General features: G+C 63.1%; 20 protein-coding genes and 1 tRNA gene. 11 read left to right on the top strand and 10 right to left on the bottom strand.

Annotation, left to right across the window (positions count from 1 at the left end; all coding sequences use genetic code 11):
* Positions 1 to 75 precede the first annotated feature (75 nt).
* Complete coding sequence (locus AC1D0N_RS18460) at positions 76 to 423, top strand: hypothetical protein (RefSeq protein WP_477246345.1); 348 nt, start codon at positions 76 to 78, stop codon at positions 421 to 423.
* A gap of 24 nt (positions 424 to 447) precedes the next feature.
* Here AC1D0N_RS18460 and AC1D0N_RS18455 read toward each other — a convergent pair whose 3' ends face one another.
* Positions 448 to 684, bottom strand: a complete 237-nt coding sequence (locus AC1D0N_RS18455; RefSeq protein WP_477246343.1) for a hypothetical protein — start codon at positions 682 to 684, stop codon at positions 448 to 450.
* Positions 685 to 885: 201 nt separating this feature from the next.
* Between AC1D0N_RS18455 and AC1D0N_RS18450 the strand changes: the two genes are divergently transcribed.
* Entirely contained in the window at positions 886 to 1,101 is a 216-nt protein-coding gene (locus AC1D0N_RS18450; RefSeq protein ID WP_477246341.1) for a hypothetical protein, read from the top strand.
* 143 nt (positions 1,102 to 1,244) lie between these two features.
* Here the strand turns inward: AC1D0N_RS18450 and AC1D0N_RS18445 are convergent, their stop codons facing one another.
* Entirely contained in the window at positions 1,245 to 2,117 is an 873-nt protein-coding gene (locus tag AC1D0N_RS18445) for a glutathione S-transferase family protein (protein ID WP_477246339.1), read from the bottom strand.
* A gap of 28 nt (positions 2,118 to 2,145) precedes the next feature.
* Positions 2,146 to 2,727, bottom strand: a complete 582-nt coding sequence (locus AC1D0N_RS18440) for a VOC family protein (protein WP_477246337.1) — start codon at positions 2,725 to 2,727, stop codon at positions 2,146 to 2,148.
* Positions 2,728 to 3,057: 330 nt separating this feature from the next.
* On the opposite strand from AC1D0N_RS18440, the gene AC1D0N_RS18435 reads away from it, so the two are divergent.
* From AC1D0N_RS18435 to AC1D0N_RS18420, 4 genes are all read left to right on the top strand, one after another.
* A complete protein-coding gene (locus AC1D0N_RS18435) occupies positions 3,058 to 3,963 on the top strand; it encodes an SMP-30/gluconolactonase/LRE family protein (RefSeq protein WP_477246335.1) in 906 nt (301 codons plus the stop codon).
* Complete coding sequence (locus AC1D0N_RS18430) at positions 3,960 to 5,210, top strand: alpha-hydroxy acid oxidase (protein ID WP_477246334.1); 1,251 nt, start codon at positions 3,960 to 3,962, stop codon at positions 5,208 to 5,210. The genes AC1D0N_RS18435 and AC1D0N_RS18430 overlap by 4 nt, the downstream gene beginning before the upstream one ends.
* The gene (locus tag AC1D0N_RS18425) at positions 5,203 to 5,892 is read left to right on the top strand and encodes an RraA family protein (protein ID WP_477246332.1); all 690 of its coding nucleotides are present in this window, start codon (positions 5,203 to 5,205) and stop codon (positions 5,890 to 5,892) included. The genes AC1D0N_RS18430 and AC1D0N_RS18425 overlap by 8 nt, the downstream gene beginning before the upstream one ends.
* Before the next feature lie 1,442 nt (positions 5,893 to 7,334).
* The gene (locus AC1D0N_RS18420) at positions 7,335 to 8,513 is read left to right on the top strand and encodes a Gfo/Idh/MocA family protein (RefSeq protein ID WP_477246331.1); all 1,179 of its coding nucleotides are present in this window, start codon (positions 7,335 to 7,337) and stop codon (positions 8,511 to 8,513) included.
* A 1,117-nt stretch (positions 8,514 to 9,630) separates the two neighbouring features.
* On the opposite strand, the gene AC1D0N_RS18415 is transcribed toward AC1D0N_RS18420, so the two are convergent.
* The 4 genes from AC1D0N_RS18415 to AC1D0N_RS18400 all read right to left on the bottom strand — a co-directional run bounded on the left by AC1D0N_RS18415 (position 9,631) and on the right by AC1D0N_RS18400 (position 11,358).
* Complete coding sequence (locus AC1D0N_RS18415) at positions 9,631 to 10,041, bottom strand: hypothetical protein (RefSeq protein ID WP_477246329.1); 411 nt, start codon at positions 10,039 to 10,041, stop codon at positions 9,631 to 9,633.
* Positions 10,042 to 10,363: 322 nt separating this feature from the next.
* A tRNA-Glu gene (locus AC1D0N_RS18410) sits at positions 10,364 to 10,438 on the bottom strand.
* 86 nt (positions 10,439 to 10,524) lie between these two features.
* The gene (locus AC1D0N_RS18405; protein WP_477246327.1) at positions 10,525 to 10,938 is read right to left on the bottom strand and encodes a VOC family protein; all 414 of its coding nucleotides are present in this window, start codon (positions 10,936 to 10,938) and stop codon (positions 10,525 to 10,527) included.
* 36 nt (positions 10,939 to 10,974) lie between these two features.
* Entirely contained in the window at positions 10,975 to 11,358 is a 384-nt protein-coding gene (locus AC1D0N_RS18400) for a fimbrial protein (protein WP_477246326.1), read from the bottom strand.
* 23 nt (positions 11,359 to 11,381) lie between these two features.
* Between AC1D0N_RS18400 and AC1D0N_RS18395 the strand changes: the two genes are divergently transcribed.
* Together AC1D0N_RS18395 and rpoH are read left to right on the top strand one after the other, a co-directional pair.
* Positions 11,382 to 12,422 carry an RluA family pseudouridine synthase gene (locus AC1D0N_RS18395; protein WP_477246324.1) on the top strand — a complete coding sequence of 347 codons (1,041 nt, stop codon included), beginning with the start codon at positions 11,382 to 11,384 and terminating at the stop codon, positions 12,420 to 12,422.
* A 187-nt stretch (positions 12,423 to 12,609) separates the two neighbouring features.
* Positions 12,610 to 13,521, top strand: a complete 912-nt coding sequence (gene rpoH / locus AC1D0N_RS18390; RefSeq protein WP_477246322.1) for an RNA polymerase sigma factor RpoH — start codon at positions 12,610 to 12,612, stop codon at positions 13,519 to 13,521.
* Positions 13,522 to 13,726: 205 nt separating this feature from the next.
* Here rpoH and AC1D0N_RS18385 read toward each other — a convergent pair whose 3' ends face one another.
* From AC1D0N_RS18385 to AC1D0N_RS18375, 3 genes are all read right to left on the bottom strand, one after another.
* On the bottom strand, positions 13,727 to 14,386 hold the full coding sequence (locus AC1D0N_RS18385; protein WP_477246320.1) for a peroxiredoxin: 660 nt from the start codon (positions 14,384 to 14,386) through the stop codon (positions 13,727 to 13,729).
* A gap of 151 nt (positions 14,387 to 14,537) precedes the next feature.
* Positions 14,538 to 14,903: a cell division protein ZapA gene (locus AC1D0N_RS18380; RefSeq protein ID WP_258606986.1), complete on the bottom strand. Its 366-nt coding sequence runs from the start codon at positions 14,901 to 14,903 to the stop codon at positions 14,538 to 14,540.
* A gap of 4 nt (positions 14,904 to 14,907) precedes the next feature.
* On the bottom strand, positions 14,908 to 15,180 hold the full coding sequence (locus AC1D0N_RS18375) for a DUF4164 domain-containing protein (protein WP_477246318.1): 273 nt from the start codon (positions 15,178 to 15,180) through the stop codon (positions 14,908 to 14,910).
* A 260-nt stretch (positions 15,181 to 15,440) separates the two neighbouring features.
* Here AC1D0N_RS18375 and tkt point away from each other — a divergent pair, with 260 nt between their 5' ends.
* The 3 genes from tkt (at position 15,441) to AC1D0N_RS18360 (ending at position 20,695) form a co-directional block, all read left to right on the top strand.
* Entirely contained in the window at positions 15,441 to 17,432 is a 1,992-nt protein-coding gene (gene tkt, locus AC1D0N_RS18370; RefSeq protein ID WP_477246316.1) for a transketolase, read from the top strand.
* Positions 17,433 to 17,588: 156 nt separating this feature from the next.
* Positions 17,589 to 18,599: a type I glyceraldehyde-3-phosphate dehydrogenase gene (gene gap / locus AC1D0N_RS18365; protein WP_477246314.1), complete on the top strand. Its 1,011-nt coding sequence runs from the start codon at positions 17,589 to 17,591 to the stop codon at positions 18,597 to 18,599.
* Positions 18,600 to 18,805: 206 nt separating this feature from the next.
* Positions 18,806 to 20,695, top strand: a complete 1,890-nt coding sequence (locus AC1D0N_RS18360; protein WP_477246312.1) for a potassium/proton antiporter — start codon at positions 18,806 to 18,808, stop codon at positions 20,693 to 20,695.
* Positions 20,696 to 20,786 lie beyond the last annotated feature (91 nt).

Genomic DNA, 20,786 nt, shown 5'->3' with positions numbered 1-20,786 from the left:
CAACTGCAACGCGTCAATTCGGCCGGTTGTCGGCGGGACCGCAGCCGCGTTATAAGTTACCAAGGGGTATTGCTAATGTTCGGTCGGATTCTGCCTTGTTTCCTGGGCGTGACGCTGCTTTTCGGCAGTGGTTGCGCGCGCAGCTATGACGGGACGGTGGTCATCCCCAGACCGCTCGATGTCAGGCGTTTCTGGGACCAGGATCCATCGCAGACGCGAGCAACCCAATTGCAGGCGCAAACCGGTGTCTTTCCGGTGCCGCCGCAGGAGCCGAGACGATGGGTGGCCCACAGCGACACCCCGCCGGCACGGCGCCTGACGAGGGTCTCCAACCCGCCCAGCCTGTCTGCCGAGCCAACGAAGCCGCTGACCTGCAAGGACGTCAGCGCACCCGGCAAGCGCTATCGCGTCGTCTGCGAATAGCCGGCCGACTTTCAGTTGAGATAGTCAAAGCGACGCTGCGCCCTTTTTAGGCTCCTTGGCGCCGAGCTTCTCCAGCGCGAAACGCACCTGGCGCAGCTCATCCTGCCAGCCATCATCGTCGCTCATCGAACTTTCCGACGCCGCCCGCTGCAAGCCGCGCGCCTCGGATTCGATGTCGCGAAGCCTGGCGATTTTCTGATCGGTGGTCAGAGATTGGTCTTCGACAATCTCCTGCACCTTCATTTCCCTGAACGTGACCATGGCGATTGCTCCTGGTTGATCCCTGTCACAACGCCGTGACGGCAAGAGCGTTCCAGGCAGCTCGATGCATGTCGCCCCGGCGCCACGGCCTGAGGGGCACCATGGATCCCGATCCCGCAACATCGGCCGCTTGCCGCTGAAACCTTTGCCCGGTCCTGCGCGTTGTGTGTGCTCGCGTTGTGTGTGCTAAGGAGACCGAAGATGTCTATTCACTTCACCGTCTCTGGCCTGACCAGAAACCTGTTCCACTCGCTGGGACTCGACCATGAGCGGGCGCCGAGACCCCTGACGCCTGAGCAGAGCCTGCTGCTGGAATGCTATATGGCCGGCCAGATTCCGGAATCGGCCTGGAGCGACTACGTCTTCGAGACGCCGGAACTGCAACGGCATGTCAATGCGAGACGCCTGCACCATTGACCCAGGGCGAGAGCCCTCGAAAAACAAAAAGGCCGGCGCAAGGCCGACCTTTCCTTCCACCTCGACATCCGCGCCAGTACATCCGTGGTCACAGGTTGGAGGTGAATTGCCCTTGAGTAGACAGGGCTTTGGTTAACGAAACCTTAGCTTGCGGCCGTGGCCTGCGATTTCACATAGGCGATATAGCCGCGAACATCGGCGGCCGGCTCGGCATAGGCCTTGCCAAGCTTCTTCTCGATCGCCGCCATATACTCCTTCGCCCATTTGGGCAGCGTGTAATCGATGACCGCCAGGAACTCGAGCGTCGCCGCCAGACGGATGTCGGCGATCGACGGGTTGTTGCCGCCGATGAACGGCTTGCCGTCCCGGAAGAAGCTGTGAAAGACCTCCAGCGGCTCGGCAATCGCGGCCGTGGCAGCCTTCTGAGCTTCCGATTTTTTATCCGGATGGGCGTCGCTGTGGCCGACCTCGCCGGCATATTGCGCAAAGCCGAGCGCCGGATAGGTGGCGCGCGCCAGATAGGGGTAGAACGTGCCGACCAGGTAGAACATGGCGCTGTCGACCATCGCCCGCTTGGCCGGCGCCTTGGGATAAAACTTCTCCAGCCCATGCTTGTTGGCGAGATACTGCATGATGGCGCAGCTTTCCCACAGCACGCCGCGCGGCAGGCCCTTGTCCTCGATCATCGGCGTCAGATGCGCCGGGTTGCGCGCCATATATTCGGGCGAGCGCGTGTGGCCCCAGGCGTCGGTCTCGGCAGCGTCGAACCCGGCCGCGCGTGCAAACACCCGAACGGTCATGTTGTTGACGCTCGGCTTCAGAATGCTGAGCTTCAGCGCCGGCTTTTTCGGCGATTTTGCCTTGGCTTTCGGCGCCGGCTTGGCGGCCGATTTCGCTACTGGCTTCGCCGAAACTTTTGCCGCTGCCTTGGCTGGAGGTTTCGCCGCTTTCGCCGCCGGCTTGGCGGCTGCCTTGGCCGCGGGCTTCTTCGCACTCTTGGTCACAGTCTTTGCCATTGTGGTCCTCCCTCTTTTCTGTTGGTAGTCAGTATGGGTTCTTCGCCGCCCGGTCGTCCGACAAGGTCGCGCGCGAGCGCTCGACGAGCGCCTGGATCGCGTCGGCGAGATGCACTTCCGCAATGTTGTAATCGCCGCGCGCGACGCGGATCTTGTGCGCTTCCATCAGCACGTCGGCATGGGTGAAGCCGGCCGGCGGCTCGAAGCGGTAGGAGGCAAGCTCGATCAGCAGGCCGAGCGGATCCTCGAAATAGATCGAATCCATGAAGCCGCGATCCTTGACGCCGCTGTGCTTGATGGCGCGCTCGTCGAGCCGGGCGACCGCTTGCAGGAAGGTGACGCGCGACACCGAGAATGCGATGTGGTGGACGCAACCCGGATCGGTCGGCGTGCGCCGCTTGACCGCAGTGCGGCTCTCGTCGGTGAAGATGGTGATCAGCCTTCCGTCGCCCGGATCGAAATAGAGATGGCTCTCCTTGGCTTTGTCGAGATTGGGCTGCTCGAAGATGAACGGCATGCCCAGCACGCCCTCCCAGAAATCGATCGAAGTCTGGCGCCCGGCGCCGACCAGCGTGATGTGATGGACGCCCTGCGATTGCAGTTTCTGCATTGGTCTCCCTCCCTGCCTCGTCCCTTGCGACGAGCGTCGATCTCTGGCGGCCGCACGCCATCGCCAACCACGTCATGCGCGGCCGATGTGCCTGCCTGGCAGCTTTCCCGATCCGTTCCCCGGCGTTCTGCGCGCCGTCCCGAGCCTTTGGCTCGTGGCTTTTGAAGCGATGCTAAATCAATTGGCAGCGCTGCGCCAGAAGCGACGATCCGAGCACGATGTTTTGAGATCCTGCAGCGCCCGACTTGCCGGATCCGGATGACCGCCAGATCGTCCGGCTGGATTATATCAGACAAATCTTGGTAGGGCTGCCGGTCTGGAGATCGCGCGATGAACGAGGTTGAACAGCTGGCGGTCGAGCTTGTCGCGACTGGCCTCGGCTGGCCCGAGGGCCCGACTGTGCTGCCTGACGGGCGCGTTGTCATCGTTGAAAGCTATCGCAGCCAGCTGACCGCCATCGATCCTGACGGAACCGCTCGCCAGTTCGCTTATGTTGCGGGAGCGCCCAATGCCTGCGTTCTCGGATCGGATGGCCTGCTCTATGTCTGCCAGAACGGCGGCACGACCGGACCCTGGCGGGCCGCGGAGATGACGACGCCATCGATCCAGCGCGTTGCCGAAGGCGGAAAGCCGGAAATCCTGCTGGCCGAAGTTGCGGGCATTCGGCTCAATGGTCCAAACGATCTCGTATTTGCCGCCGATGGCCGGCTCATCTTCAGCGATCCCGGCACGTACAACCCTGGCAATCCGGACCCCAGCTACATCTTTGCCGTCAACCCCGATGGCAATGCGTACCTCGCTATCGGCTTCGACGAGCCAACCTTCCCGAACGGAGTGGCGATCGAGGCCGACGGCTCGATCGTCTGGGGTGAGTCCTATACAGGGCGCGTCAAGCGCCAGCGTCCGGATGGCTGCGTCGAAGACCTTGGCCGCTTGCCTGGGGCCAATCCGATCCCTGATGGGCTGAAGGTCGGTGCGGACGGCCGCCTCTATGTCACGGATATTGCCGCCAACGGCATTCATGTGCTCAGGCCGGACGGAACGGCGGAGGGATTCTTCGTCTGCGGCAAGGCAACGACCAACTGCGTTTTCTCCGGCGAGACGCTTTGGGTGACAAATGCCGGCGTGCTGGCGACCGGCAGCGACCCCTCCTTCCAGGGCACTCTTTGCAGCATGCATGTTACAGGAGGCGGCGGACCGACGCACCACGGTCGCATCGGCGGCAGGAAACCGTGAGCAACTCCTCGACCGCCCCGAACACAGGCGCTAAGGTCAATGGCGGTGCCGGCGTTGCGGCATCGCCTGCTTCGCCGGCGGTGCTGAAGCGCCTGTACAGCGTGGGCGCGGTCCGCGACGCCGCACGGCGGATTTTGCCGCGTCCGGTGTTCGACTTCGCCGACGGCGGCGCCGAGGATGAGCGAACGCTGCGCCGCAACGAGCAGGCTTTCAACGAGGTTGCCCTTCTGCCGCGACCGCTCAACGGGGCGGCGACACGCGATATCTCTCTTGACCTCTTTGGCGCGAAGCTTGCCGTCCCGATCGGCATCGCGCCAACCGGCCTGGCCGGCCTGTTCTGGCCCGACGGTGAGTGCGCGGCAGCCCGAGCCGCAGCGGCCGCTGGCACATTCTACTGCGCCAGCCACGGCTCGGTCTGCACGCTGGAGGACATAGCAGCCACCGGAACCAGCCCGCGGTGGATGCAGGTATTCGTCTATACCGATCGCGGCTTCACCCGGGAAATGGTGGATCGGGCAAGTGCCTCAAGCTACGACGCGCTGGTGCTCACCATCGACAATCAGATGCTTGGCCACCGGGAACGCGACATCCGCAACGGTTTTGCTATCCCGCCGCGCTTCGGCGTGGCCGGGACGCTGGCTGCCGCCACCAAGGCGGCGTGGCTGCTGCGTATGCGCACCCGACTTCCAAAACTGACCTTCGGCAACTACGCGCGCCCCGGCGAGACGGCGACGGTCGGTGCGCTGGCGGGCCGCATGGCCGCACTGCTCGACCCCGGGCTCTCCTGGGCCGACGTCGACTGGCTGCGCACTGTTTGGTCCGGACCGTTGTTGCTGAAGGGCATCCTGCATCCCGCCGAAGCCACCGAGGCCGTGGCCCGCGGAATCGACGGCGTCATCGTCTCCAATCACGGCGGACGCCAGCTCGACGGCGCGGCCGCGTCACTGGACGCGCTGCCGGCAATCGTCGCGGCCGTCGACGGTCGCATCCCGGTGCTGGTCGACGGCGGCATCAGGCGAGGCTCGGACGTCGTGAAGGCATTGGCGCTCGGCGCCGCCTGCTGTCTGATCGGCCGGCCGCAATTGTGGGGGCTCGCGGTCGCCGGCCAGCACGGTGTGCGACACGTGCTCGAACTCTATCGCAAAGAGATCGACCGGGTCATGGCGCTGATGGGGGCGCGGAGCCTGCGCGACCTCGGGCCGGACTGTCTTGCGTTCCTTCAGGCTACGAGGCCGCCACATGATTGAAGACCCGCCGCTGCTCACCATCAAGCGCCGTTTCGAGCGGCCTGCAGCAGAAATCATCAGTGCCTTTTCCGGCGTGCCCGTCAGCCAAATCGTCGACGCCATGGGCGGCCGCGGGGCCTTGCACCATGCGATCAAGCCATTAACGCCAAGTGGTGCTGTGCTGGTCGGCGTCGCCGTGACCTGTCACTGCGGCCCCGCCGACAATCTCGCGGTGTTTGGCGCGCTGGATGTCGCCGTAAGTGGCGATATCATCGTTGCGGCCACCGACAGCTTTGCCGGTGCGGCGGTAACCGGGGATCTCGTGCTCGGCATGGCGCGCAACAAGGGGCTCGCAGGCTTCATCACCGACGGCCTCGTCCGCGATGTCGTCGGAATCGAGGCGGTCGGGTTGCCGGTCTACTGTGCCGGGGTCATCGCGAACTCGCCGGCGCGCAATGGTCCGGGCACCGTCGGATTTCCGGTGGTGCTGGGAGGAGTGACGATCTCGCCGGGAGACATTTTGGTCGGCGACCGCGATGGCGTCGCCGTGGTGCCCCGCCTGGAGGCCAAGACAGTGCTGGCGCGGCTCGCCGCCGTCAGGGCGGCCGAGCGGATTCTTGAGGCCCAGGTGCGCCAGGGTCTGGAAATGCCCGACTTCGCTGAGGCCGTCCTCAAGTCTGAGAGGACGCGCTTCGTTGACTGAAATGGGGTCGCCGATTGGATTTGAGGGGACAACACCATAGGCGACGAAGCAACGCCCACCGCCACGAGCGGAGGGCTCAACACACCAAAACGTAACCTACGCGGCGCGTCGTTGAGCCAACTGGAGACCCGGACGGGCCGGACGGACTCGACGAGGGTCCACCGCGGTCACAATGGTGTGGTGGTGATCGCAGTACACGCGATCCGGCGAAGTCGGCCCCGCGCAAAAACGGTACCCGCCGGGCACTGACCGGTCTTCGCTCACCGGGAAGCGGCACTGAAAGACGCCCAGCTGAATGAGGGGAACGTCTCTCGAAGTTAGTCCGATTTTTTTAGACATGATGGTTTTCAGGTTCCTGGTTCATAAGCCGACGCCGGCTGACGGCCGCAATACGACCGCGTACGGGCGAGCTTCTCTCGTTTTGGAGGCTGTGGATCGTTATATGGTGTCGATTGCGCCTTCAGTGAACCCCGACGCCCTGCTTCTGAAGCCAATCGTTTGCGACTTAAGGCCACACCTGCGGGGATAGGAACGCACCGCAACGCCATCGTGATCCGCCACGGAGCCTCGCCGGGCCGGGGGCAGTGAGAAAGCTAAGGTATTGATTTGCTTGGTGCGCCCAAGGGGAATCGAACCCCTGTTCCACGCCTGGCGGGCCTTTCTGATCACTTGGCGAACGCGCTCGGTCCGGTCAGGGACGCGGGCGCTTGAGAGCCACCAAGACATCAAGGGGGGAAGACTGTGAACGCGCACGTTCGCCTATCGGACCCGATCGTCCGGCGCTCGATCGAAGATGAGATTGAGCGGCTGATTTCCCTCCCCGGATCTCGAACCGTATCTGGCAGGCGGCGCCGAAGTCGTCGGCTCCGACGACAGGGAAGGGGATAGCAGCGACGACGAAGAGGGATCCGACGCGGAACATAGCCTCGGCTGGTCCGAATCGAGCAGCCAAGGGCGCGACGCGTGGGAGCACAACGGTTGCCGGTACACTGCAGGCGTCGACGGCGACAATTGACACCACGGAAAAGTTTAGCCGCTGCTTAGCCCGCTTCTTCACGGTGGCGCGTTCAGGCTGGAACATCCTTCGTATGCTGTAGTTTCTGATCCAGCCTTGGCGTTTACTCCCCGTGGCCAAGGCCCGGAAGCTGTCCTCTAACAGCTTCTACAGCCCGCCTCGGATGGGGGCGAACTAGCTGAGGCGGGCTTCCTCTGAACCTGACGGGGCGCCAAAAAGCGGCACTTCAGGCGGTGTAAGGACTGTGCCGTTCGGTACTTTGGCAATCCTGAAACAAAAGACGGTGAGCCAGCGGGAAGGGTCTGGAGTAACCAGATTGGGGTCTGGCAGGTCAGCAACGCTGAAACTATCGAGCCTTGGGAAAACGCCCCATGTTGCAGTATGGTTGACGTCGAAATAGTTGCCATGGGAGTTTTGGGAGAATGACGTGCCGTCAAACCGGGGCTTGAGGGTTGGGCTCGTTGGCACCGGCTTCATGGGCCGTACCCATTCTAATGCCTATCATCAGGTGCGGCGCTTTTTTCCCGAGGAAGCGGGTGCGGAATTGGTGGCGGTCTGCTCACGCGACGAAGCCAAGGCCCGGGATTTTGCCGCCCAATGGGGTTTCGGCTCGCATGTGACCGATTGGCGCAAACTGGTCGAGCGCGACGACATCGATCTTATCGACATCGCCAGTCCGAATGACACCCATGCCGAGATAGCGATGGCCGCCGCGAAAGCCGGTAAGATGGTGGCGTGCGAAAAACCGCTCGGAACCACGCTCGCCGAGGCGCGGCGCATGGTCGAGGTGGTGGAGCGTGCGGGCGTCGCCAATATGGTCTGGTATAATTACCGGCGGGTGCCCGCGCTGGCGCTGGCCAAGCAGATGGTCGAGGAAGGGCGGCTCGGCCAGATCTTCCACAGCCGCTTCAAGTTCCTGCAGGACTGGACCATGTCGGCGGATCTGCCACAAGGCGGGCCGGGTACGTGGCGGCTCGACGCCAGCCGCTCAGGGAGCGGCGTCACGGGCGATCTGCTTGCCCACTGTATCGATGCGGCACTTTGGCTCGTCGGGCCGTTTGCCGAGGTGTGCGGCATGACCGAGGTTTTCATCCGTGAACGCATGCATACGCTGAGCGGCAAGCGCGAAGCCGTCACGGCGGAGGACGCCGGCCTTTTCCTTGCCCGGTTTGCCAACGGCTCGCTCGCAAGTTTCGAGGCGACCCGCTTCGCGCGCGGCCACAAGGCGCTTTTTACGCTGGAAGTGAACGGCGAACACGGCTCGATCGCATGGGATTTGCACGACCTGCACCGGCTTCAGTACTTCAGCCACCATGACGAAGGCGCCCTTCGCGGCTGGCGTACGATCCACGTGTCCGACAGCGACCATCCATACATGAAGGCCTGGTGGGTGCCGGGCCTCCAGATCGGTTACGAACACACATTCGTACATCAGGTCGCCGACTTCCTTAGCGGCCTTCGCACTGGAGAGAAGGTTGTGCCCAACTTTCGAGATGGCCTTGCGGCCGACGCCGTGGTGGACGCGGTGCTGCGGTCCGCCCGGTCGCGGCGGTGGGAGACCATCGAGGAGGTTGCGGCGCCGGTCAATCTGGAAGGTGTCGGCTAAGGGTCGTCGCGTAAACCGCAGCCATGAGAGCCGAAGGTCTTTCTCGCCGCGCAGGTGCTTCACAGTCGCGGTCGGCCCGCGTCGATCTCGCAAGCGCGCGGGCAAAGAGACCCGCCAGTGGTCCCCCTCGACCTCCTAGCGGGTTTTTCATTTCGGGGAACCATTTAAGCGCAAGCTAATTGAATCGCGGCCATAAAGCAGCGAAGAGTAACGGCAATGGCGAGCGGGGTTTTGATTCCGATTACCGCAACAATCGACGGGGTCAAGAAGACATTCCCGTCGCTCACAGATTTGGCACTCCATGTAGGTTCAAATCGGGGTGCGCCGTCTTCTTGGCGTAGTCGCAACCCCGACCGACCAATTCAGGACTGGGTGGATAAGCAGCTCAGGCGTAAAGTCAGCAGGGCAAACGAACACAGGTGACGCCTCGCAGGGGACATATTGGCACGCATGGGCAAGGGCTGGACGTTCCAAACGTTGATCGACGCCAAGATGGCGGTGACGGCGCACTGCCATCATGCACCCTGCAACCATAGCCAAAAGCTCGACCTAGTGAAGCTGAGCGACCGCTTCGGCCGAGAGGCGCCAGCCATGGCGGATGACCTCATTCCAAAGCTCAAATGCGCCAAGTGCGGCAGCAAGAGAGTCGGTCTGATCTACACGCCGGATACCAGCCCGAACGCCTACGGCAAGGCCAAAGACGGGGATGACAGAAGCGGCCCGGCACTCGCCAGCGGGGGGGGCCAGCAAATACCGGGCCTAGCCGGGGGGCTCAGGCGGCGGTGCCGGCTGACTGCTATATACGCTCCTGCTAATATAGCTGAAACACAACCAAATGGCCGAAGGACGCAACCCAAGGGTGGAGTAGCGCATAAGCGCGCCGCTAACGGCGCTGAAAACATAGTCCCCTGATCATCAATGAAAGGTCCGCCGCGTGCCCCCACGCGACGGACCTCTGATGGCGGCTAACATCCCTAAGGAATCGACCGCTTGTAGTTGTATTGTGAACTGCGGGACGACGTTAGCGTATGGCGTGATCGCGGAAGCCCGAGGAGATCGGCGTAAAAGACGCAGATCGAGGAGATCACGCCGAAGCCGAAGAGATAGCCCTTTAAGATCATTGGCTCATGTAGTTGCCGTCAACGACGCCGCCGAGTTTCTCATCAAGGCTTCCCTTTATGATGGCTACGCCCTTGCCATGCGAATCGGCGACATCGCAGTACGCAGCGACCGCGATGCTCAGTTGCCCGTCACGGCCGGCAGCACTCCATCTTTCGGTCGAGACTTGGACGAACATTTGAGGGCCGCTGAAATCGGTTGCCTCGCTGCGCCTAATGCTGTCGATCATGCTATCCCATGAAGCAAGGACGGCTTTCGCGTTGATCTTGGCGCAGCCTTCGTAGACTCCGGCATTGACGCCCGAGGCAGCGCCGCTGGACGCGATCGGGCTCCTGTCATGGCCCTTGAAGATCCAGACAAGGCCGAGTGCGACGACAGCGACGACCACAACCCTTGCCCTTTCGCCCATACTTAGCGCCCCCTCGCGTTGCGCCGAGGATGCAGCGCAAGCTTCGCCCCAGCAAGGGCGCGATTGACGATTTCGCTAGGGGAGAGATGGCCGGCGCCGCAAGGGCGGGTTGGGGTGCCTATTGGGGAGGGCGCCGGCCTGGCGGAACTAGTCCGCCGCCCATAAGCTAACAGACAGATCGCCGACGCCTATGGTGTTATCGCGGAAGCCGCGCTGGTAGCCGGGTGCTGTCGCAAAGCGCCAAAACGGGGCTCGTACGGAAGGCATATTTGACCGTTATTTGACGGTTTACAACCCAGTCGGCCTAAGTGATTGATTTGCTTGGTACGCCCAAGGGGAATCGAACCCCTGTTCCCGCCGTGAGAGGGCGGTGTCCTGACCGCTAGACGATGGGCGCGTTCAAGAACCGGCGATATAGGCTGACGGCTGGGAAAAAGCAACGGGGCTTGCGGACAATCGGTTGCCCGTGGAATCCGGACCGTTTCAGGCGTGGCGTTTCGGCTCGATCAGGTCCCAGAGATTGCCGTAGAGATCGGCGAAAACCGCCACCGTGCCATAGGGCTCATGGCGCGGCGTCTCATGGAAGTCGACGCCGTTTTCGAGCATCGCTGCGTGGTCGCGGGCAAAGTCGTCGGTTTCGAGGAACAGGAAAACCCGGCCGCCCGTCTGGTTGCCGATGCGGCTTTTCTGCACATCGTCCGCGGCCTCGGCCAGCAGCAGCCGCGCGCCTTGTCCGGTCGACGGCGTCACCGTCACCCAGCGCTTGCCGTCACCGAGATCGATGTCGTCGGTCAGCGCAAAGCCAAGCCTGCCGACATACCAGGCGATCGCCTCGTCATAATCGGCGACGACGAGCGTGACGGTGGCGATGCGACGGCTCTCGGCAAACCCGGTCATATCTGCTGCAAACTTGTTTGCTGCATTTGCGGCCCGCTATTTGTTGCGGATTGCAAAGCGGCCGACGATGCGGCGCTCATTGATGTCATAGACAAAGATGGTGCGGCCGCCGTCCGCAAGCTCTGCGTCGATCGAGATGCGGTCGCCGGACACCGACTGGCTGACGACTTTCGCGCCGACCGGCAGCACGATGTCGCCGGTCAGCGGCTCGCCGGCAGGCACCTGGATGTCACCGGCCAGGGGCGGGCTGACGGCAGGCGCATTGCGGGCTTTGTAGACAAGCGCGCCGATCACCACCATAAGGGCGAGCAACAGCAGGCCGAGATTGATGGCCATGAAGCGCAGGAGTTTCTTCCGCACGCTTTCGACCTCGGGGTCGAGCGGTTTTTCCTGGTCTTCGTCGGCAAGCGGCCTGGCCATGGCAAAATTCCGGAATTTTTTCGATGAGCGCTCATAGCGAAGAGACCCAGCAATTCATAGAGCCCGCGCCGATCACGCTGGAAGCAGGCGCTGACGCGGCCGGCCAGCGGCTCGACCAATGGCTGGCCGGCCAACTCGGCCCGGACATGTCGCGCAGCCGGGTGCAGATGTTGATCAAGCAGGGCGCGGTCAGCGTCAACGGCAAGCCGGTCGACGAGACCAAGCGCAAGATGGCCGCCGGCGAGCGCGTGTCGGTTGTGACGCCGGAACCGGAGCCGGCCGAACCGCAAGGCGAGGCGATCGCGCTGGATGTGCTTTACGAAGACGCCGAGCTGATCGTCATCAACAAGCCGGCCGGGCTGGTCGTGCATCCCGGCGCCGGCAACTGGACCGGCACACTGGTCAACGCGCTGATCCATCACTGCGGCGACAGTCTTTCCGGCATTGGCGGCGTCAGGCGGCCAGGCATCGTGCACCGGCTCGACAAGGAAACCAGCGGCGTCATGGTCGTCGCCAAGACCGATCGCGCGCACAAGGCGTTGTCGGAAGCCTTTGCCGACCACGGCCTGACCGGCGACCTCGAACGCGCCTATCTGGCGCTGGTCTGGGGCATACCGACGAGGCCGACCGGAAAGGTCGATGCGCCGCTAGGCCGTGCCGCCGACCGCGTGCGCCGCGCCGTGGTGCCGGCGGGGCGCGACGACGCCCGCCACGCCATCACCCATTTCATCGTGCTGGAGCGTTTTGGCGAACAGCAGCAGGAATTCGCCACGGCGAGCATGGTCGAATGCCGGCTGGAGACCGGCCGCACCCACCAGATCCGCGTCCACATGGCGCATATCGGCCATCCCGTCGTCGGCGATCCCGATTATGGGCAAGCCTTTCGCACCAAGGCCAACCGGCTGCCCGAACCGTTGAAGGCCTTGGTGAAGGCATTTCCACGACAGGCTTTGCATGCCCGCCTCCTTGCATTTCGCCACCCCACTACCCATTTATCGATGAGGTTCGAGGCGCCGATACCGGGGGACATGGAGGAACTCGTCGGCGGCTTTCGCAAACTCTGAACGGTCTCCTAAAACCTGAGCGGCATTGTTCACTTTGGCGTGACACACTGTTTCGTGTTGAACAAATGCCTGTCTTTTCTGGTTTTGTTCCTATATGAATTCGTTGTCGCGGATGAGCCTTTTGGCGTTCGCGTCACATGCCCGCCGCGTTTCGGGGGCATCACTCCAAGAGAGAGGGGGCGCTATCATGGCCCAGTCATTACCCAGTATTGTTTCCGGCGAAGGCGGCCTCAGCCGCTACCTGGAAGAAATCCGCCGCTTTCCGATGCTGCAGCCGCAGGAAGAGTACATGCTCGCCAAGCGTTACGCCGAGCATGAGGACACCACGGCTGCGCACAAGCTCGTCACCAGCCACCTTCGGCTCGTTGCCAAAATCGCCATGGGCTATCGCGGCTACGGCCTGCCGATCGGTGAAGTGATCTCGGAAGGCAATGTCGGCCTGATGCAGGCCGTCAAGAAATTCGAACCCGAGCGCGGCTTCCGCCTCGCGACATACGCGATGTGGTGGATCAAGGCCTCGATCCAGGAGTACATCCTGCGCTCGTGGAGCCTGGTCAAGATGGGCACAACCGCCAACCAGAAGCGCCTGTTCTTCAACCTGCGCAAGGTGAAGGGCAAGATCCAGGCGCTCGACGATGGCGATTTGAAGCCCGACCAGATCACCGAGATCGCGACAAGGCTGAACGTGTCGGAAGCCGAAGTGGTGTCGATGAACCGCCGCCTGTCGGGCGACGCTTCGCTCAACGCGCCGATCCGCGCCAGCGAAGGCGAATCCGGCGAATGGCAGGACTGGCTGGTCGACGACCACGAAAGCCAGGAAGAGATGCTGATCGAGCAGGACGAGCTGGAAAACCGGCGCGGCATGCTGTCGGGCGCTCTTGCCGTGCTCAACGAGCGCGAACGGCGCATCTTCGAGGCGCGCCGCCTCGCCGAGGAGCCGCTGACGCTGGAAGAGCTGTCGGCCGAGTTCGATATCAGCCGCGAGCGCGTGCGCCAGATCGAGGTGCGCGCCTTCGAGAAGGTGCAGGACGCGGTCAAGGCCGCGGCCAAGCGCCAGATGCAGGCACTGCGCACCATCGAGGTACAGCCGGCGGCGTAAAGCCACCGCGCATTAAGCAATAACAAAACGGCGGCGCCAGAATCTGGCGCCGCCGTTTTTTTGTCGCTCGCTCCAGGGCGTGACGAGATTCAGGTCAGGCCGAGCCGAAAATGGTGGCTTCCGAGAACCGGAGCGGAGCGTACTTTTCGTACGTGAGCACCGGAAGCGCAGGAAACCGCCATTTGCAGGCCGGCATCACCTGAATCTAGGCGGTAGGCTGCTTGGTCTTCCTGAGATACGGCAGGATCGTCTCATAGGCGCCAAAACGCTTGATCGCGTCCTCGTTGGAGACGGCGGCGGTGATGATGACATCCTCGCCCTGCTTCCAGTTCGCCGGTGTGGCCACCTGGTGCTTGGCCGTCAGCTGGATGGAATCGATGACGCGCAGGATCTCATCGAAATTGCGGCCGGTGGTCATCGGATAGGTCAGCACCAGCTTGATCTTCTTGTCGGGACCGATGACGTAGACCGAGCGCACCGTGGCGTTGTCGGCCGGCGTGCGCCCTTCCGAGGTTTCGCCGGCGCCCGCCGGCAGCATCTCATAGAGCTTGGCGACCTTGAGCTCCTTGTCGCCGATCAGCGGATAATTCACCGTCTGGCCGGTCGCCGTCTTGATGTCGGCCTGCCACTTGTCATGGCTCGCGACCGGATCGACCGAGATGCCGATGATCTTGACGTTGCGTTTCTTGAACTCGCCTTCCAGCCCGGCCATCGTGCCGAGCTCGGTGGTGCAGACCGGCGTGAAATTCTTCGGATGGCTGAACAGCACAGCCCAGCCGTCGCCGATCCATTCATGGAAGTTGATCGTGCCTTGCGTGGTCTCCGCCGTGAAATCCGGCGCGATATCGTTGATACGAACACTCATGACCCTACCCCTTTGTGAAATACCGGCCGGCGCCGGCAATCGATCCTAGCACCATGACGGCATCGATCAAACGCTCAGAGGGTAGGCATTGCCATCGGCGGGCGAAAATTTTTCGCCCCTGCCGGCAGTCGGCGACAGGATTTTCTGCGGCTCAGGCTTTCTTCACCGCCAGCGACGTCGCCAGGTCTTCCATGCGCTGGGCGAGCGCGCCAAGCGCGCCGGTCAGCACGCTGTCGTTCTTGTCGGCTTTGGTCAGCGCGTCGTCGCGCGTCTTGCGCAGCGTCAGCACTTCGCTTTCCATGCCCTTGACGCGTTTTTGCAGTTCCGACAGCTCGTCCATGACCATGATGCCCGCCATGACGGTCAGCCGCTGGTCGCCGATCTCGCCAAACGAATCCTTCAGATGCGAGACATAGCGGTCGAAGCGCTCGGCAAGATCGATCAGGTGCTCTTCCTGGCCTTCGTCGCAGGCCATCCGATATTGCTTGCCGTCGATGGAAACCGTGACTTGTGCCATGAGCCTACCTGTCTAGCACCGCGCGGATGGTTTCCATGGCGGTCACCAGTCGGCGCGACACTTCCTTGTTGGCGTCTTCCAGCCGTTCGGCGCGGGCTTCGGAATTGTCGAGTTCCTGCGCCAGCCGCGAGCGGTCGGCGTTCATGCGCTGCACCTCGGCTTCGGATTCGGAATAATCCCGCTCATGCTCGAGCTTGGCCGCGACCGCGTTTTCCAGCCCCTCGATGGCCTTACCCAGCCTGGCGATGACTTCCTTGAGTGTCGTTTCCCCGGTCATGGCCTTAGTCCTGTGCCCTGCCCATCACCGAATCATTCGCATTCAGAACGCGTTATCTGGGAAACATTAGGCGCCGTGTGAAGGCGACGTCAACAAAGCTCTCGCGACTGTCCCCCGCTAACGCTAATGTACCGGGACACCACCATCACGAGACCGGCAAAAGCGCACCGATTTGTTGACTAAAAAGCCGCGCCTGCTATGTGTCGCGCACCCTTTTCAAGGGCTCTCCCAAGGCCCCAACCCCCCATATTGGAGGAAGCATGACCTCGCGTGAACAACATGACCGGATGGCCAATGCGATCCGTTTTCTTTCCATGGATGCCGTCGAGAAGGCCCAGTCCGGCCACCCCGGCCTGCCCATGGGCTGCGCCGACATCGCCACGGTGCTGTTCACGCGCTTCCTGAAATACGATGCCAAGGCCCCGCACTGGGCCGACCGCGACCGCTTCATCCTGTCGGCCGGCCACGGTTCGATGCTGCTCTATTCGCTGCTCTATCTCACCGGCTACGAGGACATCACGATCGACCAGATCAAGAGCTTCCGCCAGCTGGGATCGAAGACGGCGGGGCATCCCGAATACGGCCACGCCGCCGGCATCGAGACGACGACCGGCCCGCTCGGCCAGGGTCTCGCCAATTCGGTCGGCTTCGCGCTTGGCGAGCGCATCATGAATGCCGCCTTCGGCAACGACCTCGTCAACCATTACACCTATGTGCTGGCCGGCGACGGCTGCCTCATGGAAGGCATTTCCCAGGAAGCCATCGCGCTTGCCGGCCATCTCAAGCTCAACAAGCTGATCGTCTTCTGGGACAACAACAACATCTCGATCGACGGTCCGGTCTCGCTCGCCGACAACACCGACCAGGTCGCCCGTTTCCAGGCCTCGGGCTGGAACGCCAGTCACATCGATGGCACCGATCCAGAAGCCATCGCCTACGCCATCGAGGCGGCCCGCCATTCCGACAAGCCGACGATGATCGCCTGCAAGACGACCATCGGTTTCGGCGCACCAACCAAGGCCGGCACCAACAAGGCACACGGTTCGCCGCTCGGCGCCGACGAGATCGCCGGCGCGAGGAAGTTCTTCAACTGGGATTCACCGCCCTTCGAGATTCCGGCCGATATCCTCGACGCCTGGCGCGGCGCCGGCAAGACCGGCGTCAAGGCCCGCACCGACTGGGAAGGCCGCCTGGCCAAGGCCGACGCCAAGTTGAAGGCTGAATTCGAACGTCGCATCGCAGGCCAGCTGCCGTCGAATTTCGACGCCGTCATCGCCGACTACAAGAAGAAGCTTGCGGCCGACAAGCCGAAGGTCGCCACCCGCAAATCGTCGGAGATGGCGCTGGAAGTCATCAACGGCGCGGTGCCTGAGGCCATCAGCGGTTCTGCCGACCTGACCGGTTCCAACAACACCAAGACCAGCCAGACCAAGAACATCACAGCCGACGATTACGGCCAGCGCTATGTCCACTACGGCATCCGCGAGCATGGCATGGCCGCGGCGATCAACGGCCTGACGCTGCACGGCGGCCTCATCGCCTATGGCGGCACCTTCCTGTGCTTCTCCGACTATGCGCGTCCGGCGATGCGGCTTGCCTCGCTGATGGGCATCCGCTCGATCTTCGTCATGACCCATGATTCCATTGGTCTGGGCGAAGACGGCCCGACCCACCAACCGGTCGAGCACATGGCGGCATTGCGCGCCATCCCCAACCACAATTTCTTCCGTCCGGCCGACGCGGTCGAAACCGCCGAATGCTGGCAGCTGGCCATCGAGTCTGAAAAGACGCCTTCAACGCTGGCGCTAACCCGGCAGAACCTGCCGACGGTGCGTACCGAATTCGTCGCCAAGAACCTCAGCCGCCAGGGCGCCTACGAACTCGTCGCCGCCAGCGGTGAAGCGGCAGTGACCATCTTTGCGTCGGGCTCCGAGGTCGAGATCGCGGTTGCTGCCCGTGAATTGCTGGAAAAACACGGCCATCCGACCCGCGTCGTCTCGGTTCCCTGCTTCGAACTGTTCGACCAGCAGAGCGCCGACTACCGCAAGAAGACGATCGGCAACGCCCCCATCAAGATGGCGATCGAAGCGGGCATCCGCCAGGGCTGGGATCATCTGATCGGTTCCGACGGCATCTTCATCGGCATGACCGGCTTCGGCGCTTCCGGCACGATCGAACAGCTTTATCCGCATTTCGGCATCACCGCCGAAGCGGCTGCCAAGGCGGCGGAAACCCGCCTGCACGCTAAGTAAAGAACTAAGCCCCCGCGAAATCGGGTAAGACGGTTTCGCGGGGCTGGCCCAACCTAATCGATTTAAATCCACGTCGCTGCGGCTGGATTCTTTGTCCGTCCGCCGCTATGAAGCTGCGGACCCATCGTCAGCCTTCCAGCTCCCAGGGAGAGAAAAATGACCGTCAGAGTAGCCATCAACGGATTCGGCCGCATCGGCCGCAACATCCTGCGCGCCATCCACGAATCCGGCCGCAAGGATATCGATGTCATCGCCGTCAACGATCTCGGCCCGGTCGAGACCAACGCGCATCTGCTGCGTTACGACAGCGTGCACGGCCGCTTCCCGCATGAAGTGACTGTCGATGGCGACCAGATCACCGTCGGCAAGGAAAAGTTCAAGGTCACCGCGATCAAGGATCCAACGCAGCTGCCGTGGAAGGAGCTCGGCATCGACATCGCGCTCGAATGCACCGGCATCTTCACCGCCCGCGACAAGGCCGCCGCGCATCTGACCGCCGGCGCCAAGCGCGTGCTGGTCTCCGCACCTGCCGACGGTGCCGATCTCACCGTCGTCTACGGCATCAACCACGACCAGTTGACCAAGGACCACATCATCATCTCGAACGCGTCGTGCACCACCAACTGCCTGGCGCCGCTGGCAGCGGTCCTGCACGAGACCGTCGGCATCGAGAAGGGCATGATGACGACGATCCATTCCTACACCGGCGACCAGCCGACGCTGGACACCATGCACAAGGATCTCTACCGCGCCCGCGCTGCCGCTCTCTCGCAGATCCCGACCTCGACCGGTGCCGCCAAGGCGATCGGCCTCGTCCTGCCCGACCTCAAGGGCAAGCTCGACGGTATCTCGATCCGCGTGCCGACCCCGAACGTCTCTGTCGTCGATTTCAAGTTCATCGCCAAGCGCTCGACCACCGTCCAGGAAATCAACGAAGCGGTCATCGCCGCCTCCAACGGCAAGCTCAAGGGTATCCTCGGCGTCACCCATCATCCGAATGTCTCGATCGACTTCAACCATGATCCGCGGTCCTCGATCATGGCGCTCGACCAGACCAAAGTCATGGACGGCAACTTCGTTTCGGTGCTGTCCTGGTACGACAACGAGTGGGGCTTCTCCAACCGCATGTCCGACACCGCGGTCGCCTTCGGCAAGACCATCGCCTGATTGCGAAACCATCGTCTCGCGACACGAAACGCCCGGCTTTGTCCGGGCGTTTTTCGTTAGAGCGGCTCAGGAGAAGCCCTGAGCGCCAAAATACCTGAAAATCAGCGGCATAGGGCAAAAAGCCACCCTCCCGCCTTGCGCTGGCCATGCCTTCGCCCCACTCTCCGTAAATCGGGAGAAAGAGGAATTCGAGGGGCAAATCACGGATGGAGCATGCGATCTATCTCGTCACGCTGGTCGGCACCGCGCTTGTCCTTGCCGCCGCGTTTTCGAGCCTGATCGCCTTCCGCTTCGGCGCTCCCCTCCTGCTCTTGTTTTTGTGCATCGGCCTGGCCACCGGAACCGATGGCCTCGGCATCCAGTTCGACAATGCGCGGCTGGCTTATTTTGCCGGCTCACTGGCGCTCGCCGTCATTCTGTTCGATTCCGGTTTCGGCACGCCGCTCAACGCCTTGCGGCAGGCGGCGGGGCCGGCGCTGTCGTTGGCGACCGTCGGCGTCCTGTTGACCACCGGCCTGTTCGGCGCCGCTGCCTACTATATGCTCGATCTTACCTGGCTGGAATCCTTCCTGCTCGGTGCCGCCGTCGCCTCGACCGACGCAGCCGCGGTGTTCTTCCTGTTGCGCGCCGGCGAGATCAACCTACGCGAACGCGTGCGCGCCACGCTCGAAGTCGAATCAGGCACCAATGACCCGATTGCCATCTTCCTGACCATCACGCTGGTCGAGATCATCGCCGCCCACGCCGACCCCGAGGCCAAGGTTCTGGTCACCAACCTCGTCCTCGGCTTCCTGCTCAACATGGGGCTTGGCGCCGTCGTCGGCATTCTCGGTGGCATGGCCATCGTGCGCCTCGTTGACCGGCTCAATCTCGATCACGGCCTGCTGCCGATCTTCGTGCTGACCTTGTCTCTGATGGTGTTCGCCGCCGCCGGCGCCATCGGCGGCTCGGGCTTTCTGGCGGTCTATCTCGCCGGCCTGGTCGCCGGCAATTCCGACATCCGCGCCGTCACCATTCTCAAGCGCTTCCAGGACGGCATGTCGTGGCTGGCGCAGATCATCATGTTCCTGATCCTTGGCCTGTTCGCGACGCCATCGCAGTTTCCGGCGATCATGGTGCCGGCGGTGCTACTCGGCCTGTTCCTGATCTTCATCGCCCGGCCGCTTGCCGTCTGGCTGTGCCTGATCCCGTTTCGCCTGCCGCGCCCCGAGGTCGCCTTCGTGTCCTGGGTCGGCTTGCGCGGCGCCGTGTCCATCCTGCTCGCCATCACGCCGCTGCTCGGCGGCCTGGAGAATGGCCGCCTCATCTTCAACACCGCCTTCATCATCGTGCTGGTGTCGCTGGTCATCCAGGGCTGGACGGTCGGGCCGCTGGCGCGCCGTCTCGGCCTGATCGTGCCGGCCCGCCTAGGACCACTGGACAAGGTCGAGCTCGAGCTGCCGGGCTCGGCCCATCACGAATTGCTTGCCTACCGCGTCGCACCTGGCAGCCCTGTGGCGCGCGGCGAGCGTATTCCGCGCTGGGCACGGCCCTCGCTGGTGCTGCGCGACGGGCGCTCGATGCGCTTCCAGGACATGGGCCGGCTGGCGGCCGGCGACCAAGTCTACATTTTCGTGCCCGACCGCTATCCGCGCCTGCTCGACAAATTGTTCGCCAGCCGCGCCGTGGTCGATCCCGAGGATGCCGATTTCTTCGGCGCCTTCGCCGTCGACCCGGCGCGCTCGGCCGAGGAATTGGAGACCGCCTACGCGCCGGGCCTGACCGAAGCGGAGCGCAAGCTGACCGTGGGCGCCCTGGTGACGGCACGGCTCGGCGGTCACGCCGAATATGCCGACCGGGTGCTGATTGGCCCGATCGAACTGATCGTCCGCGACGTCGACGACAAGGGCAAGATCATGGGCCTCGGCCTGTCCTTCGAGCCGACCGCGCCGGTGGCGCGGGTGCCGGTCTTCCTGAGTGCCGGCGAAATCCGCGACCGGCTCTCCGCCATTGTCCGCAACTGGCGCAAGCCCGGTGAACCGCAGATTGCTGACGCCGAGGCCGAGGTGGAACCAGCCCCGGAACCGGCGGTGGAAAAGTCACAAAGCGAGAGCTGACCGCTCCCGACGCCAAATGCCGGATCATATTTTCCGCTCTGCCCCGCCGCAGGTCTTGCATCGTCGACGGTGCGGGGTATGGTCCCGGCGA

This window comes from Mesorhizobium sp. P2_E10, from assembly GCF_056404235.1.
Note: the sequence above shows the minus strand (reverse complement) of the source record. Positions and strands in the feature narration are given on the sequence as shown.

Bases quoted from the DNA above. Each gene is read 5' to 3' on its own strand.
- AC1D0N_RS18450 (WP_477246341.1), top strand. From the start codon at position 886: ATGTCTATTCACTTCACCGTCTCTGGCCTGACCAGAAACCTGTTCCAC.
- AC1D0N_RS18435 (WP_477246335.1), top strand. From the start codon at position 3,058: ATGAACGAGGTTGAACAGCTGGCGGTCGAGCTTGTCGCGACTGGCCTC.
- AC1D0N_RS18425 (WP_477246332.1), top strand. From the start codon at position 5,203: ATGATTGAAGACCCGCCGCTGCTCACCATCAAGCGCCGTTTCGAGCGG.
- AC1D0N_RS18445 (WP_477246339.1), bottom strand. From the start codon at position 2,117: ATGGCAAAGACTGTGACCAAGAGTGCGAAGAAGCCCGCGGCCAAGGCA.
- AC1D0N_RS18455 (WP_477246343.1), bottom strand. From the start codon at position 684: ATGGTCACGTTCAGGGAAATGAAGGTGCAGGAGATTGTCGAAGACCAA.
- AC1D0N_RS18440 (WP_477246337.1), bottom strand. From the start codon at position 2,727: ATGCAGAAACTGCAATCGCAGGGCGTCCATCACATCACGCTGGTCGGC.
- AC1D0N_RS18400 (WP_477246326.1), bottom strand. From the start codon at position 11,358: ATGGCCAGGCCGCTTGCCGACGAAGACCAGGAAAAACCGCTCGACCCC.
- AC1D0N_RS18405 (WP_477246327.1), bottom strand. From the start codon at position 10,938: ATGACCGGGTTTGCCGAGAGCCGTCGCATCGCCACCGTCACGCTCGTC.
- AC1D0N_RS18460 (WP_477246345.1), top strand. From the start codon at position 76: ATGTTCGGTCGGATTCTGCCTTGTTTCCTGGGCGTGACGCTGCTTTTC.
- AC1D0N_RS18375 (WP_477246318.1), bottom strand. From the start codon at position 15,180: ATGACCGGGGAAACGACACTCAAGGAAGTCATCGCCAGGCTGGGTAAG.
- AC1D0N_RS18395 (WP_477246324.1), top strand. From the start codon at position 11,382: ATGAGCGCTCATAGCGAAGAGACCCAGCAATTCATAGAGCCCGCGCCG.
- AC1D0N_RS18385 (WP_477246320.1), bottom strand. From the start codon at position 14,386: ATGAGTGTTCGTATCAACGATATCGCGCCGGATTTCACGGCGGAGACC.
- rpoH (WP_477246322.1), top strand. From the start codon at position 12,610: ATGGCCCAGTCATTACCCAGTATTGTTTCCGGCGAAGGCGGCCTCAGC.
- tkt (WP_477246316.1), top strand. From the start codon at position 15,441: ATGACCTCGCGTGAACAACATGACCGGATGGCCAATGCGATCCGTTTT.
- AC1D0N_RS18360 (WP_477246312.1), top strand. From the start codon at position 18,806: ATGGAGCATGCGATCTATCTCGTCACGCTGGTCGGCACCGCGCTTGTC.
- AC1D0N_RS18380 (WP_258606986.1), bottom strand. From the start codon at position 14,903: ATGGCACAAGTCACGGTTTCCATCGACGGCAAGCAATATCGGATGGCC.
- AC1D0N_RS18415 (WP_477246329.1), bottom strand. From the start codon at position 10,041: ATGGGCGAAAGGGCAAGGGTTGTGGTCGTCGCTGTCGTCGCACTCGGC.
- gap (WP_477246314.1), top strand. From the start codon at position 17,589: ATGACCGTCAGAGTAGCCATCAACGGATTCGGCCGCATCGGCCGCAAC.